At 68.6% G+C, this 14,551-nt stretch carries 13 protein-coding genes and 2 pseudogenes; 6 read left to right on the top strand and 9 right to left on the bottom strand.

Annotation, left to right across the window (positions count from 1 at the left end):
• The first annotated feature begins 81 nt into the window (after nt 1-81).
• The 5 genes and pseudogenes from B9D87_RS24840 to B9D87_RS24820 all read left to right on the top strand — a co-directional run bounded on the left by B9D87_RS24840 (nt 82) and on the right by B9D87_RS24820 (nt 4,089).
• Nucleotides 82-689, top strand: a pseudogene (locus B9D87_RS24840) (TetR/AcrR family transcriptional regulator).
• Nucleotides 686-1,510 carry a hypothetical protein gene (locus B9D87_RS24835; RefSeq protein ID WP_007773092.1) on the top strand — a complete coding sequence of 275 codons (825 nt, stop codon included), beginning with the start codon at nt 686-688 and terminating at the stop codon, nt 1,508-1,510. Before B9D87_RS24840 ends, B9D87_RS24835 begins: the two are co-directional and overlap by 4 nt.
• A gap of 117 nt (nt 1,511-1,627) precedes the next feature.
• On the top strand, nt 1,628-2,371 hold the full coding sequence (locus tag B9D87_RS24830) for an SDR family NAD(P)-dependent oxidoreductase (RefSeq protein ID WP_007773093.1): 744 nt from the start codon (nt 1,628-1,630) through the stop codon (nt 2,369-2,371).
• Nucleotides 2,372-2,405: 34 nt separating this feature from the next.
• On the top strand, nt 2,406-3,296 hold the full coding sequence (locus B9D87_RS24825) for an ABC transporter substrate-binding protein (RefSeq protein WP_007773094.1): 891 nt from the start codon (nt 2,406-2,408) through the stop codon (nt 3,294-3,296).
• Nucleotides 3,297-3,351: 55 nt separating this feature from the next.
• Nucleotides 3,352-4,089 carry an ANTAR domain-containing protein gene (locus tag B9D87_RS24820; protein ID WP_007773095.1) on the top strand — a complete coding sequence of 246 codons (738 nt, stop codon included), beginning with the start codon at nt 3,352-3,354 and terminating at the stop codon, nt 4,087-4,089.
• Nucleotides 4,090-4,117: 28 nt separating this feature from the next.
• On the opposite strand, the gene B9D87_RS24815 is transcribed toward B9D87_RS24820, so the two are convergent.
• The 5 genes and pseudogenes from B9D87_RS24815 to B9D87_RS27265 form a co-directional block, all read right to left on the bottom strand.
• Complete coding sequence (locus tag B9D87_RS24815; protein WP_007773096.1) at nt 4,118-5,401, bottom strand: fatty acid desaturase family protein; 1,284 nt, start codon at nt 5,399-5,401, stop codon at nt 4,118-4,120.
• Between the two features lie 96 nt (nt 5,402-5,497).
• A pseudogene (locus tag B9D87_RS24810) lies at nt 5,498-6,693 on the bottom strand (ferredoxin reductase).
• A 96-nt stretch (nt 6,694-6,789) separates the two neighbouring features.
• A complete protein-coding gene (locus B9D87_RS24805; RefSeq protein WP_007773099.1) occupies nt 6,790-7,305 on the bottom strand; it encodes a DUF6912 family protein in 516 nt (171 codons plus the stop codon).
• A gap of 5 nt (nt 7,306-7,310) precedes the next feature.
• Entirely contained in the window at nt 7,311-8,171 is an 861-nt protein-coding gene (ppk2, locus tag B9D87_RS24800) for a polyphosphate kinase 2 (RefSeq protein WP_040630931.1), read from the bottom strand.
• 41 nt (nt 8,172-8,212) lie between these two features.
• On the bottom strand, nt 8,213-9,634 hold the full coding sequence (locus tag B9D87_RS27265; RefSeq protein ID WP_007773104.1) for a WS/DGAT/MGAT family O-acyltransferase: 1,422 nt from the start codon (nt 9,632-9,634) through the stop codon (nt 8,213-8,215).
• A gap of 202 nt (nt 9,635-9,836) precedes the next feature.
• On the opposite strand from B9D87_RS27265, the gene B9D87_RS24790 reads away from it, so the two are divergent.
• Nucleotides 9,837-10,397, top strand: coding sequence for an Rv3235 family protein (locus tag B9D87_RS24790; protein WP_040630932.1), 561 nt, complete (start codon nt 9,837-9,839; stop codon nt 10,395-10,397).
• Between the two features lie 10 nt (nt 10,398-10,407).
• Here the strand turns inward: B9D87_RS24790 and B9D87_RS24785 are convergent, their stop codons facing one another.
• From B9D87_RS24785 to B9D87_RS24770, 4 genes are all read right to left on the bottom strand, one after another.
• The gene (locus B9D87_RS24785) at nt 10,408-11,565 is read right to left on the bottom strand and encodes a cation:proton antiporter (RefSeq protein ID WP_007773108.1); all 1,158 of its coding nucleotides are present in this window, start codon (nt 11,563-11,565) and stop codon (nt 10,408-10,410) included.
• A gap of 4 nt (nt 11,566-11,569) precedes the next feature.
• Nucleotides 11,570-12,052, bottom strand: coding sequence for a cation:proton antiporter regulatory subunit (locus B9D87_RS24780; protein WP_007773110.1), 483 nt, complete (start codon nt 12,050-12,052; stop codon nt 11,570-11,572).
• Between the two features lie 57 nt (nt 12,053-12,109).
• Nucleotides 12,110-12,877 (bottom strand): methanethiol S-methyltransferase, encoded by a 768-nt coding sequence (mddA, locus tag B9D87_RS24775; RefSeq protein ID WP_040631072.1) that lies wholly within the window; start codon nt 12,875-12,877, stop codon nt 12,110-12,112.
• A gap of 62 nt (nt 12,878-12,939) precedes the next feature.
• Nucleotides 12,940-14,502 (bottom strand): HD domain-containing phosphohydrolase, encoded by a 1,563-nt coding sequence (locus B9D87_RS24770; RefSeq protein WP_007773113.1) that lies wholly within the window; start codon nt 14,500-14,502, stop codon nt 12,940-12,942.
• Nucleotides 14,503-14,551: the final 49 nt, after the last annotated feature.

The following is a 14,551-nucleotide window of genomic DNA, read 5'->3' as shown; positions in this document are numbered from 1 at the left end:
GCGGGTGCCCCGGCTCCCGCGATCGGCACTGACTGACACCCGTCATTGACGACCGTCAGTCAGTGGGCGTACGGTGCCTCCATGGGGTCACCGCGCGCGCCATCCGCGACCGGGTCGCCGGGCGGGAGCGTCCGCGAAACCCGACGGCTGGAAACCCGGGCGCGCCTGTTCGACGCGGCGCTGGCCGAGATTTCGCGGCGCGGACTGGCCGCCGCCGATGTCAGCGCGATCGTCGCCGACGCGGGCGTCGCCCGGGGACGTTCTATTTCCACTTCCCGACGAAGGAGCACGTCCTCGTCGAGGTGGAACGCGTCGAGGAGACCCGGATCATCAGCGAACTCGGCGTCGCCAAGGGCGATCTGATGTCGGTGCTGTCCCAGCTCGTACGGCACGTGCTCAGCGCCGAAAAACGTTTGGGCGAAGCGGTTTTCCGGGACATGCTCGGATTGCATTTCTCCTCGACCCGTCCGATCGAGGACGAGTTCGCCCGGCACCCGCTCGGACAATTCGTGGTGGACGTCATCGGTCGGGCCCAGGACGATGGCCAGGTCGACCCCGAGGTCGACGCGACCGAACTCGCCTCGTTTTTCCTCACCGGCCTCTTCGCGCTGCTGGCCACGGGGGCCCACGATGCCGCGCTGTTAAGCCGTTACGTGACAACGGTTGTCAAAGGGATGGAGAAGCGATGAATCGCACCGGAATCGAGGGCTATCGGGACTTCCTGGCCAAGCGTGACGGCGAGGCCGATCTGCTCAACAGGCGCCTGGCCAATCGCGAGCAGTTCTTCAGCGACCTGGAATCCAATCCCGTCCGGTCGGTCCATCCCGCCGACCGCGCCGTTTTCCTGCGCAACCTGCGCCGCCGGCGACCCGAACCCGGCCTGGATGACAGGATGCTCTTCCTGCTGGCAACCGCAAAGCTCAATCAGGCGGAGCGATTCGGCGTGGGACTGGGTGAAACCTACGGGCGCAACAGCGACGAGAGCGTGCCGCCCGAGCGCGTCTACGTCGAACTGGAAGAGCACTACCACACCCGGCTGCTGGCCTACGCGCTCGAGGCGTTCGACCTGACCTTCCAGGTCGTGGCCCCACCCTTCGTCGTCCGCCAGTTCGTCAAAGCGAACGTCTTCCTGCCCGAACGGCTCGGTTTCCTGTTCGTCGGGGCCGGGGAGATGGCGGGCTGCATCCTGTTCGATGAATTACGCCGTGCCGGCAGAAGGCTTTTCGCCGACGAACCGCACGTCGCCGAACGAATCGAACTGCTCTACAGCGAGATCCTCACCGACGAGATAGGCCACGTCGGCTATTGCGCGTCGCGCTGCACCGCCGCGGAGCGGGCGATCATGCGCCGAATCTATCCCCTCATCGGGCGACTGCTCGCCCGTCAAACCGCGGAGATAAGCCTGCTCATCGATTGCGAGGCGTTCCACGCGCGGCTGGACCGCCCCTTCGACGTCGAGGAACTCACCGCCGACCTGGACAACGAGACCTACCTGGTCACCCATCCCTGACGGCGAGTACGCCCCTCCGGACCGCGGAGCCAATCGCATCCCCTTTACCCGGGTGCACCTCGGGAGTATCGTTCGCGCGTGCCAGCCAGGCGCTGAGCACGGTCGGAGGTAGCGCCGATGGGTCGTGTTGCGGTGATCACGGGAGCCAGCCGGGGCATCGGCGCGGCGACCGCATTGACTCTGGCGGAGCAGGGCTTTCGGGTGGTCGTCAACTACCGGTCCAGCTCCGCGGAGGCCGACGAGGTGGTCGGGGCCGCGACCGCGGCCGGCGGTGAGGCCGTCGCGATCCGGGCCGACGTCACCGAACCCGACCAGGTCGCCGGAATGGTTGGCGAGATCGACGCGAGGTGGGGCGGCGTCGAGGTGCTCGTGCACAACGCGCTGATCCCCTACGACGTCACCTCGTTCGCCGACCTGAGCTGGGAGCAGCTCGGCGGCAAACTGGACCGCGAACTGCACGCCGCCTTCCTGGTGACCAAAGCCGTTGTCCCCGACATGGTTTCGCGCAGGTATGGCCGGCTGATCTATCTCACCACGATATTGTCCCGCCGGCCCAGGCAGGGCATGATCACGGTGGGAACCGCCAAGGCGGCAATGGACCAGTTTGTCCGCTACGTCGCACTCGAGCTGGCCCCGCACCAGATCACCGCCAACCTCGTCTCGCCGGCCACCGTCGCCGATCCCACGGCGAGCGCCCTGTTGACGGCCGATGAGATACGCCAGCTCGGCGCGGCGAATCCCATGGGGCGGCTCGTCAGCCCCGAGGAAGTGGCAAAGACGGTGGCGTTTCTGGCCGGCGAGGATTCCGGCTTCATCACCGGCCACTGCCTGGAGGTCAACGGCGGCCTCGCCATGGATTAGCAGCGGATTCTGCGACCGGGAAAGGGGATTCGGCGTGCAGACGATCGATCTCGCTTACGTCGGGCGGGGCATTCACGAGGAGTTGGTCGCCCACGTCGCCGATCAGGAGGACTACTACCGCGACGAAGGCATCCACGTCGCCATCCGCGATGGCGTCGGCTGGAGCGCACAGCGGCTGCGCCATGCCGCGGTGATCGGGCTGGGTCGGGCCCTGCTGTCGCGGCTGCACGACGGGATCGGCTGGAAAGCGTTGGGCGTCAACACCGATCGCCCATTGTTCTGGTTTCTCGGTAACGCACAGGTGAGGTCCATGGCGGATCTGCGCGGCCGGCGCCTGGCCGTGCACGCCGCCCACAGCCCGCCGGGCACGTTCGCCCGGATCGTTCTGCGTCAGCACGGCCTGGACCCCGACCGCGACGTGCACTGCGTGGTGCGGCATCCGGGCGACTACCAGATGGACCTGCGCCGGATGCGCGACGGCTCGATCGATGCGGCCTATGTCGGCAGCACCCTGTCCCCCGAGCAGGTCGCCACCGAAGAGGGCTTTCACCTGCTGGCCTGGGTCGGCGATCATTTCCAGATCCCCACGGTGGGCGTCGCGGTCGACCCCGTTCACCTCCCCCCGGACAGCCCGCCGCTGCAGGCCATGCTGCGGGCCCATCGGCGGGCGCTGCGGCTGCTCGCCGAACAACCCGGCCGCGCCGCCGACTACGTCAACTGGTTCCTCGACCGGCTCACCGCCGATGAGGCGAAACGGCATTACGAGCGCTATGTCGGCCCGTACTTCACCCCCGCCTATCGGGTGGACGTGCGCCTCGCGCAGCGGGCGATCGACGCGGTCGCCGGCGAACTCGGCGTCGGCTCCACACTTGCTACGGACTTCTATGAATGTGGCAGCGGACTTCAGCCGCCGGATGACCAATAGCTCGTAACAGACTGGGTACGCGCTATTAATGCAGCCGAACCGACGAATCTCTCGAGTGCTGGACGAACACCGTTTCCATGCGCTGTCAGCGGTTTTGGCGCCCGGATCGGCCAAAACCGCCCTGATGTTCTTGGACCCGGACCTGCGCATTCGCGGCCTGAACGCGGCGTACGAAAGGATCTCCCTGCGCGGGCGCAACGAGTTGCTCGGCGGCTACGTCGCCGAGGTGTTCCCGGAGAATCCCGATGACCCGCAGGCCAGCGGCCTGGAGCTGCTGGCGGCGTCCGTGGACTCCGCGCTGGGCCGCAACGGGACCGACGTCATGCCGATCATGCGCTACGACATCACCGACCCGCGGGATCCCGACATCTTCCTGCCGAAACTGTGGACGGCCCGCAATGTTGCGGTGCACGACGGCGACGAAGCCATCGGCGTGCTGCACCAGGTCGCCGAGGTCACATCACTCGACCAGGCGCTGGCGGCGTTGTCGCTCACCAGCGCGGGCGGTCGGGCGTTCGACGGCGCCGAACAACTCCATGTGCTGGCGGCCCTGGCCGCCCAGCCCCGCGCGGGGCCGGACGGCACATCAGCGATGACCCAAGAGATTCAGCAACTTCAGCGCGCTCTGGAAACCCGCGACATCATCGGCCAGGCCAAGGGCGTGCTGATGGAACGCTTCGACATCGATGCGGCGGCGGCCTTCGAACTGCTGGTGAGGTTGTCGCAGACCTCGAACACGCCGCTGGCCGAGCTGGCCCACCGGCTGATCCAGATCGACCACCCCAGCAGATGACGGCCGGGCCCGAAAAGCCAACGGCCGGTTAGGCTGCCAGGCCTTCGCCGGCGGCACGGGCCGCCGCTGTCCGCTTCCCGCGGCGCCAACCACGCACCGCGGCGATTGCGGACTTCAGGCCGCGGCGGCGGCCGGTGACCGGATCGGTACCCAGGAAACCCGGCTCGAGCTCGGCGAACATCCGCTCGCTGCGGGTCTCCGGCGCGTTGTCGGCGTCGTCGCGCAGGTACTTGTTCGGCAGCGACAGCTTGGCCAGCGTGCGCCACGTCTTGGCGTACTGGAGCAGGAAAGACCCTGTGGTGTAAGGCAAGTCGTACTTGTCGCACACCTGGCGCACCCGCACCGCGATCTCGGCGTACCGATTGCTCGGCAGATCCGGGAACAGGTGGTGCTCGATCTGGTGGGACAGGTTCCCGCTCATGAAGCGCAGTGCTGGGCCGGCCTCGAAGTTGGCGCTGCCCAGCATCTGGCGCAGGTACCACTGCCCCTTGGTCTCGCCGATCATGTCGGTCTTGGTGAATTTCTCTGCGCCGTCAGGGAAATGGCCGCAGAAGATCACCGCGTTGGCCCACACGTTGCGGATCACGTTGGCGAGCGCGTTGGCCTTCAACGTCGAGGTGTAGCTGGCGCCGGGTGACAACGAGGTCAACGCGGGGAACGCGACATAGTCCTTGAGCACCTGCCGTCCGGCCTTGGCCAGGAACTCATCGACGCGTTGCCGGGCTTCGTCGTTGTCCATCCGGCGCTTGGCGATCTTGCCGAGCTCCACGTGCTGCAGGCCGACGCCCCACTCGAAGAGCAGCGCGAGCAGGGTGTTGTACACCAGGTTGAAGATGTTGAAGCGCTTCCAGCGCTGGTCGCGGGTGACGCGCAGCAGGCCGTAGCCCACGTCGTCGTCCATTCCGAGGATGTTCGTGTACTTGTGGTGCACGAAGTTGTGCGTGTAGCGCCAGTGCTTGGACGACCCGCTCATGTCCCACTCCCACGTCGAGGAGTGAATCTCGGGGTCGTTCATCCAGTCCCACTGGCCGTGCATGACGTTGTGGCCGATCTCCATGTTCTCGACGATCTTGGCCACGCCCAGGGTCACCGTGCCCGCCCACCAGGCCGAGCGCCGCGAGCTGGCGGCCAGCAGCAGCCGGCCGCTCACCTCCAGCGCGCGCTGGGCCGCGATGGTGCGGCGGATGTAGCGGGCATCCCGCTCGCCGCGCGAGTCTTCCACGTCCTGGCGGATGGCATCGAGCTCAACGGCCAGGTTTTCGATGTCGGCGTCCGTCAGATGGGCGAATACGTCGACGTCTGTGATCGCCATCGTCGTGATCTCCCTGCGGTAGTTTTTCGGTCCTTAACGTGTTCCAGACCTACGCTATCGTAACCTACGAAGCCGTAGGTTACCTATGAGTAGCCTTTAAATGTCGAGCACGCAATCGCCGGACGCCGCGGAAATGCAGGTCTGCACCCTGGTGCCCGGGTCGTGCTCCTGGCCGGTGCGCAGATCGCGCACGTGGCCCTCCACCAGCCCGACCACGCACGACTGGCAGATCCCCATGCGGCAGCCGAAGGGCATCTGCACCCCGGCGCCCTCGCCCGCGTCCATCAGCGACGTCGCAGCGTCGGCGTCGACGGTGCGTCCGCTTCGGGCGAAGGTGACGGTGCCGCCGGCGCCGGTGGGCGCGGCCTTGGACACCGCGAACCGCTCGAGGTGCAAGCGCTCACCGATACCCGCGGCCGACCATACCCGCTCGGCCTCGGCGAGCATGCCCTCCGGACCGCAGGCCCAGGTCTGGCGTTCGCGCCAGTCCGGTACCTGGTCGTCCAGCACCGACAGGTCCAGCCGGCCCTGGCTGCGCGTCTCGCGCAGCCGCATCCGGTAGCCGGGGTGTTCGGCGGCCAGCGCGGACAGCTCGCCGCGAAACATCACGCCGGACTCGGTGGGTGCCGAGTGCAGGTGGACGATGTCTCCGATTTGGTTGCGGCGCACCAGGGTTCGCAGCATCGACATCACCGGCGTGATCCCGGAGCCGGCGGTGAGGAACAGGATCGACGGGGCGCCGGATCGGGCAGCACGAAGTTGCCCTGCGGAGCGGCCAGCCGGACGATGGTGCCCGGCTCGACACCGGCCACCAGGTGCGACGACAGGAAGCCCTCCGGCATCGCCTTCACGGTGATGGTCACGGTGCGCGCCGGGCCGGAGCGCGCGCCCCCGCCGGCCGGGGCGGAGGTGAGCGAGTACGACCGCCAACGCCAGCGTCCGTCCATCAGCAGTCCGATGCCGATGTACTGGCCCGGCTGGTAGTCGAAGTTGAAGCCCCAGCCGGGCTTGATGACCAGCGTCGCCGAATCCTCCGTCTCGCGGCGCACCTGCAGGATCCGGCCTCGCAGTTCGCGCGCCGACCAGAGCGGGTTGGCCAGGTGCAGATAGTCGTCGGGCAACAGCGGTGTCGTGATGCGGGCGGCGAGCTTGCGCAGCGCGTGCCAGCCGGGGTGCCGGTCGGCGCCGGCGACCACGGGGCGCTTGGTGTCGACGACGTTGCCCGTGATCGAGGGGTTACGTCTGCCCAGGGGAAGCTCCTGCTCACTACGCGGCGTCTTGGTTGCGCTCACCATTGTGATCGATTCTGGGGGCCTCACGAAACCTACGGTACCGTAACCTACGGTTGCGTAGCTAGCGTTGTGGCCCGATTTGCCTCACATCCTGCGTCACATCAGCTCCAGCAGGAACGGCAGCTCCTGGTTGGCGTACCAGGCCAGATCGTGGTCCTGCGCATCGCCGACGATCAGGTCGGCGTCCTCATCGCCCAGGTCGGCGGCGTCGATCGCCTCGATCGCCCTCGCCACCGCCGGCTCGGCCCCGGCGTTGTCGACGTAGGCGGCGATCACATCGGCGATCGGCACCGGCCCCGAAAGCCTGACCACGGCGTCGTCGAGGTCGGGACGGTACGTGACGTCCTCGACCTCGGCGGCCAGCACCGCACGGCGGGGCGGCGGGGGCTCGCCCTCCGCCGCTTCGGCGTCGTGGGCCGCCAGCAGCCGCAGCGACGCCAGCGCCGCCTCACGCAGCGCCACGTCGGCGAGCTCGTCGTCGTCGCCCTCGGCGTAGGCCTCGCGCAGCCTCGGCGTCAGCGCGAACGCGGTGCCGCTGACCGGCCACAACGATCCGTCGGCGACGAGCTGCGCCAACATGGGCAGCGTGGCGGGGATATAGACGACCGTCATGGGGGCTAGATCAGCGTGGCCGCGTAGTCGTCGACGTACGTCGACAGCTCCCGCGGCGGGCGCCGGTAGTTGCCACTGACGACGGGATGCGCCGGCAGCTTGACCTTGGGCGTCTCGACGTCGTGGTACGGGACGGAGGACAACAAATGGGCCATCATGTTCAGTCGTGCGTGCTTCTTGATATCGGATTCCACGACATACCACGGACTTTCCGGGGTGTCGGTATGCACCATCATCTCGTCCTTGGCGCGTGAATAATCCTCCCACCGGTATACCGACTCCAGGTCGATCGGGGACAGCTTCCAGCGCCGGACCGGATCGTTGCGCCGCGCCTTGAACCGGCGCAGCTGTTCGGCCTCGGAGACCGAGAACCAGTACTTGCGCAGCAGGATCCCGTCGTCGATCAGCATCTGCTCGAAGATCGGCGTCTGCCGCATGAACCGCGCATACTCCTGCGGCGTGCAGAATCCCATCACCTTCTCGATGCCCGCCCGGTTGTACCAGGACCGGTCGAAGAGCACGATCTCGCCCTTGGTGGGCAGGTGGGCGATGTAGCGCTGGTAATACCACTGGCCGCGTTCCCGATCCGAGGGCACCGGCAGCGCGGCGATGTGGGCGATCCGCGGGCTGAGGTACTCGGTAATCCGTTTGATGGCACCGCCCTTGCCGGCGGCGTCGCGGCCCTCGAACAGCACCACCAGCCGCGTCCCGGACTGCCGCACCCACTCCTGCAGCTTCACCAATTCCGTTTGCAGCCGGAACAATTCGGCTTCGTAGACCTCGTCGGAGATCCTGGGCCCGGCCGAGCCCGCCGACTTCTTCTTGGTCGCCTTCGCCGGTGCGCGGTCGGTTTTCGCGGTGCTCACAGCAACGAATAATAGCCCCACGCAGGCCTTTTCACCGCCGACTAGGACCGGGACGCCTCCAGCAGTTCTTCGAGCGCCTGGTTCAGCAGTCCGGGCAGCAGCTCGACATCGCTCATGGCTTCGCGGTCGGCGTTGATTCCGTAGTACAGCTCGCCGTTGTACGACGTCACGCCGATGGCCAGCGCCTGATTGTGCAGCAGCGGCGGCACCGCGTAGGTCTCCAGCAATTTGGTGCCGGCGATGTACATCTGCGACTGGGCACCCGGGGCGTTGGTGATGAGCAGGTTGAAGGTGCGCTTGGAGAAGCTCGGGAAGCTGGTCGCCACCCGGATGCCCATCGCGTGCAGCGTCGGCGGGGCGAAACCCGACAGTGTGACGATGGTTCTGGCGTCCACCAGCTGGGCGGCCGTCGGATTCGATTCGGTGGCGTGGGCGATCTGCGACAGCCGCACCACCGCGTTCGGCTCCCCCACCGGCAGGTCGACGAGGAACGGCATCACCTGGCTGATCGCCTGGCCCGGCCCGCTCGTGTCGAGGTCGCCGTCGTCGTACACCGACAGCGGCGCCATCGCCCGTACCGTCGCGGTGGCCGAGACCGCCACCCCGCGTGACATCAGCCAGTTCCCCAGCGCGCCGGCGATGACCGCCAGCACCACGTCGTTGACGTCGCAGTCATAGCGCGCGCGCACGGCGCGGTAATCGTCGAGGCTGCCGCGCGCGACCGTGAAGCGCCGGTGCCGCGACACGGTGGCATTGAGCGGGCTGCTGGGGGCGGTGCCCCGGGTCACGGTGCGCACCAGGTCGACCGCCCGGCGGCCGGCGTCGAGCCAGTCGCCGTGGTTGGTCAACAGGCCACCCACCATCGAACCGACGGCCCGCAGCTGCGCGCCCGGCCCGGTCACCCATTCGCTGACGGCGCCCAACATCAGCCGGGTGTTGCCGGGGTCGCGCTCCGGGATCCAGATGTCCTCGGGGAACGGTGGCGGCCGTTTCGTCCGGTCGGCGATGACGTGGTTGATCTCCAGCGCCGACATGCCGTTGATCAACGCCTGATGCGACTTGGTGTAGAGCGCCACCCGGTTCTTGGACAGGCCTTCGACCAGATACATCTCCCACAGCGGGCGGGACTTGTCCAGCGGCCGCGCGGCCAGCCGCGCGATCAGCTCGTGCAGCTGCTCGTCGCTGCCCGGCGACGGCAACGCCGAGCGCCGCACGTGATAGGTGATGTCGAAGTCGTTGTCGTCGAGCCACACCGGCCGGGCCGTGCCGACCCGCACCTCCCGCACCTTCTGCCGGTAGCGCGGTATCTGCGGCAGCCGCTGCTCGACGGTGGCCAGCAGGGTCTCGTAGCTCAGGCCGGCCCGGGGGCGACGCAGGATCGACAGCGATCCGACGTACATGGGGGTCGCGGTGTTCTCCATCCGGTAGAACGAGGCGTCCGGCGGGGACAAGCGACTCACCATGCGGCGCAGTCCTCCTGGTCAGTTCCTGCCCGTGCCCTCGGGCCCCCGGGGACCCATGTCCCGCCCACGGTAACCGTGCCGCCGTGCACCAGTCAGCGTGGGTACGCGCGCGGCCGAGTTGTGCCATGATGACCACTGACTAACCACCGTCTGCCCCTCTCCAGCAGGCTTGAAGGTCCGGCCGAGAGTTGGAGAGTGCGCGTTGAACCCTAGCCCTGTTGCGAATCCACCTGACGCTTTCACCGTCGTACCGGTCGTCGACTACGAGCCGCCAACGCACGACGTGCCGCACCCCGCCGCGCAGTGCCGGCAATCCGCGCGACCGACGTTGCGCCGCCGCGGCGGCCACGCGCCGCCGCGGTCCTACACCGGGCAGCCCAGCAGGACTCCGGAACCGGGTCCCGGCGCGGTCATGTCCCCGCGGCTGCGTCAGGCCGCCGTCTTCGCCGACGCCGCGCTGCGCCGGGTGCTGGAGGTCATCGACCGCCGCCGGCCCGCCGCCCAGTTGACTCCGCTGCTGGCGCCCAGCCTGGTGGATTCGGTGGCCGCGGTTGGCCGTTCGGCCGCGGGCGGCCACCGCGGCGCCGCCGTGTTGCGCCGCATGCGGCTACAGGCGGCCGGTCACCGCGACCCGGACTCGGCGGCCGAGGTGTTCGGTTCCTACAGCCGCGGGAACCGGATCCACGCCATCGCCTGCCGGGTCGAGCAGGTCGACGCCGCGGGCGCAACCCGCTGGATGGTGGTGGCCCTGCACATCGGGTGACCGCGGCCGGTCAGGCCGCCGGCGCGGCGCCGGCCGGTCGCGGGCCTCCGGTGTAGCGGGTGAGGATGGGCCCCGCGATCGCCATGATGAACACGTAGGACGTCGCCAGCGCCGCGACCGCGGGCAGCGACTTGCCGGCGAGCCCGATGATGATCAACGAGAACTCGCCGCGGGCGATCAGCGCGGTGCCCGCGCGCAGCTGCCCGCGCCGCGCCACCCCGTCATGGCGCGCGGCGAAGATCCCGGTGGCCACCTTGGTGGCCGCGGTGACCGCGGCCAGGATCAGCGCCGCCGGAAGCATCGGCACCAGCTCGTGCGGGTCCACCGAATAGCCGATCGCCAGGAAGAAGATGGCGGCGAACAGGTCTCGCAACGGGCTCAGCACCTGACGGGCCCGCTCGGCCGTCTCGCCGGTCAGGGTCAGGCCCACCAGGAAGGCGCCGACCGCGGCCGATGCGTGCAGGGACTCGGCCATCGCCGCCACGATCAGGGTGATGCCCATTACCCGCAGCATCAGCTGTTCGGAGTCGGGGTGTTGCACCAGCCGCTCGACGTGGTGACCCCACCGGTAGGACGCGGCGAACGCCGCGACCAGAGCGCCGACCGCCACGGCCATGCCCCCGATGGCGTGCAGCCAGCCGCCGCCCGATGCCAGGACCGCGAACAGCGGCAGGTAGGCCGCCATCGCAAAATCTTCGAGCACCAGCACCGACAGCACCGCCGGCGTCTCCCGGTTACCGAGCCGCTGCAGGTCCTCCAGCAGCCGCGCGATGACGCCCGAGGAGGAGATGTAGGTGACGCCGGCCAGGCACAGGACGGCCACGCCGTCCAGTCCCAGTAGCAGGCCGGCGATCGCCCCGGGCGCCGCGTTGAGGACGATGTCGACGGCCGCCGACGGCAGGTGGTGGCGCATGCTGGAAGAGAATTCGGCCACCGAGAACTCGCAGCCCAGGGTCAGCAACAGCAGCACGACGCCGATGGGTGCGCTGGTGGTGATGAACTGGCCGCCGGCGGCCACCGGCAGGATGCCGCCGTTGCCCAGGGCCAGGCCCGCCAACAGGTACACGGGGATGGGCGACAACGCGAATCGCCTTGCGGCGGCGCCCAATACGGCAAGAGTGGCCAGGAGGGCGCCGAGTTGCAAAAGCAGCGTCCCCGAAATCTGCACCGGTTCAGCCTTTGTCGATAATCTTCTCGACGCCCGCGATGCCGTCTTCGGTGCCGATCACGATCAGAACGTCTTCGACGTGCAGCATCTCGGCGGGCCCGGGCGAGGCGAGCACTTGCTCGTTGCGCACGATCGCCACGATGGACGCGCCGGTGCGGGTGCGCGCCCGGGTGTCGCCCAGCGGGTGATCCACGAAGGGGCTGCCGGCCAGGATGTGCACCTGGCCCGTCTCCAGCCCGGGTATCTCGCGGGCCAACTCGGTGAACCGCTCGGCGATCCGCGGCGCCCCCAGGATCTGGGCCACGGCCTCAGCCTCCTGGTCGCTGAGATGCAGCAGCGGCCGCGCCTCGTCCGGATCTTCGCGGGCATACACGACGACGTCGAAATCGCCGCTGCGCCGCGCAATGATGCCGATGCGGTCGCCCTTGTGATCGGTGAATTCGTAGCGAAGGCCGACCCCGGGGAGCAACACCTCCTTGACATCCATACCGTCAATCCTGACAGGTCGACGGGGGCCGCCGTAAGCGGATGGCGGCAAAATCCGTCAGCCCGGGGCGCCCGCCGGTCGGCTGGGGCCGCCGCGCGGCCGGCGTCCCAGCGGCAGCAACCTCGGCACCTCGCGCCGGTAGTTGACATAGTCGTCGCCCAGGGCCTCCACCAGGTCGTGCTCCTCGATCCGGGTGGCGACCAGGATGTAGCCCGTCATGGCGACGGAGAACAGCAGATGCCCGGCCGTCATGGTGGGGGCCGCCCAGAAGGCGATGACGAAACCGAGCATCAGCGGGTGGCGCACCAGCCGGTAGAACATCCGAATGTGAAAAGCTATGTGCGTGTAGGGTTTTCCGCGCCACGCCAGATACACCTGCCGGAGCCCGAACAGGTCGAAGTGGTTGATCATGAACGTCGACGCCAGGGCGATCGCCCAGCCGAGCCAGAACAGCGTCCACAACACCAGGCGCCCGGCGGGTAGTTCAACCTGCCAGATGACCGCCGGCATCGTTCGCCATTGCCAATACAGCAGCACCAGCACGGCGTTGGACAGCATCACGTAGGTGCTGCGCTCGATCGACGGCGGCACCGCCCGCGTCCACCACGCCTTGAACCCGGGGCGCGCCATGACGCTGTGCTGCAGGCCGAACAGGCCCAGCAGCACCATGTTGACCAACACCGCCTCGCCGATGGGCGCCGACAGCCCGTGATCGACCGTTCGTGGCACCCAGAAGTTGCCGAGGAAGGCGACAAGGTACAGAAATACGGCAAGAAAGAGCAGATAAGCGGCCGCGCCGTAGCCAACCGTCAGGTAACGCTTCATTAGCTGATTGTGCGCCTGATCGACCCCGAAGAACATGGGGCGATTGCCTCATTGTTCCGGCGTTATTGTTCCGCCGTTCCCGTGAGCACCAGCCCGTGTTGCAGGGCGTACATGCTGGCGCCGATGCGGTTCGAGACGCCGATCTTGGCGTAGGTGCGCTCGACGTGGTTGCGGGCCGTTTTCTCGCTGATCACCAGCGCCGCGGCGATCTCCCTGTTGGACGCGCCGCGCGCGACCAGGCACAGCACCTCGATCTCGCGGGGGGTGAGCCCGTCCGGTCGCGGGACCGGCCGCTGCGCGGACCGTCCCGCCGCGTGCAGCACCGCCTCGACGGCGACCGATTCGAGCTCACCCGCCTGCGCCCGCCCGCGCAGCCGGCGCGCGGCCGCCGCTTGCGTCATGCGTTCGCGATACGGCCTGGGCTCGCAGGCGGATTGGTAGCAGACGGCGGCGGCCAGGATGCGATCCGGCAGGCCCAGCGCCGCCCCGGCCAGGCCGCGCGGATATCCCGACCCGTCGACGCATTCGTGGTGATTGCCGGCGACCTCGGCCAGCCGCGCCAGGCCCGGCACCTGGTTGAGGATGCGCACGGTCAGATACGGATGCAGGCGCACCCGCTCGAACTCCGACGCGCTCAGCGGCCCTTGCCGCGACCAGATCCGATTCGACACCCCGATGCGGCCCAGATCGTGGACATGGCCGGCGCGCCGGGTCAGCGCGACCGCGTCGGGCCCGAGGCCCGCGGCCAGCGCGGCCTCTCCGGCGAGTCGGGCCACCGCGCGCGAATGCCCAAGCGTGAAAGGACATTTCAGGTCGACGAAGTCGCCCAACGCGACGAGCAATGCGTCCAGGGACCGATCGTCGAGGCGCTGCCGGCGATCGGGCGCCTCGCGCAGCGCGGCCGCCCACGCATCGCCGGCCGGCGGGCCGGCCAGGATCGCGTCGGCGTCGCGGACGAAGGCATCGGCTATCAGGGGGTCGAACTGCCCGCCGCGCCGGGCGCCGACCATGGCGACGGCCCCGGCGACGCCGTAGGTGCGGTGGTGCACCTCGACCATGTCGGCGAGCTGGGCGATGCGCATCTGGATCGGGATGGCGTCGCCCCGGGCGCCGGCGGGCAGACCGCCGCCGTCGTAGCGCTCGAACGCGAACGCGAGCGCGGCCTGCACGTTGGGGCCCAAGCCCATTCGGTCGGCCAGCAGGGCCGCGGACGCGCAGTGCGAATGAATCAGCCGGGAGATGTTGCCCCGCGCGTCGGCGAACAGCGTCGCCATCAGGCTGATCCGGTGCGCCAGCGGCTGGCCGCGCCCCACGTTGCTCGCCAGGAAGCGCAGGTAGGGAATCCCGGACCAGTCGACCAGATACGAGTCATGACGCACCGCGATGTCGTCGCCGAACCACCGCGCGTATTCGTGGGAGTCCGCGTGGCAGCCGATCCACATGATCAGGGTCGTGTAGTAGACGCAGTCGCGCTCGTCGGCGTCCAGACCGAGCCGGTCGGCCAGCCTGGTCGCGATCAGCGCCGCCCGGAGCATGTGCTCGGCGGGCTGGCCCAGACCGAGGTCGATCGCCACCGACAGCGCAGCCAGCAACTCCGCGCGGGTCGGTAATTCGGTCTCCGACATGAGGTTCATTGTGCCCAGCTAATCGGCGTAGGTCACCCGATCGGGACAG

It is taken from the genome of Mycobacterium colombiense CECT 3035, from assembly GCF_002105755.1.
GTDB lineage: Bacteria > Actinomycetota > Actinomycetes > Mycobacteriales > Mycobacteriaceae > Mycobacterium > Mycobacterium colombiense.
This window is presented reverse-complemented; position numbering and strand designations above follow the sequence as displayed.

What these genes read in the sequence shown, in the direction of transcription:
- B9D87_RS24835 (WP_007773092.1), top strand. Translation starts at nt 686, where the DNA reads ATGAATCGCACCGGAATCGAGGGCTATCGGGACTTCCTGGCCAAGCGT.
- B9D87_RS24830 (WP_007773093.1), top strand. Translation starts at nt 1,628, where the DNA reads ATGGGTCGTGTTGCGGTGATCACGGGAGCCAGCCGGGGCATCGGCGCG.
- B9D87_RS24815 (WP_007773096.1), bottom strand. Translation starts at nt 5,401, where the DNA reads ATGGCGATCACAGACGTCGACGTATTCGCCCATCTGACGGACGCCGAC.
- B9D87_RS24805 (WP_007773099.1), bottom strand. Translation starts at nt 7,305, where the DNA reads ATGACGGTCGTCTATATCCCCGCCACGCTGCCCATGTTGGCGCAGCTC.
- B9D87_RS27265 (WP_007773104.1), bottom strand. Translation starts at nt 9,634, where the DNA reads ATGGTGAGTCGCTTGTCCCCGCCGGACGCCTCGTTCTACCGGATGGAG.
- B9D87_RS24780 (WP_007773110.1), bottom strand. Translation starts at nt 12,052, where the DNA reads ATGGATGTCAAGGAGGTGTTGCTCCCCGGGGTCGGCCTTCGCTACGAA.
- mddA (WP_040631072.1), bottom strand. Translation starts at nt 12,877, where the DNA reads ATGAAGCGTTACCTGACGGTTGGCTACGGCGCGGCCGCTTATCTGCTC.
- B9D87_RS24770 (WP_007773113.1), bottom strand. Translation starts at nt 14,502, where the DNA reads ATGTCGGAGACCGAATTACCGACCCGCGCGGAGTTGCTGGCTGCGCTG.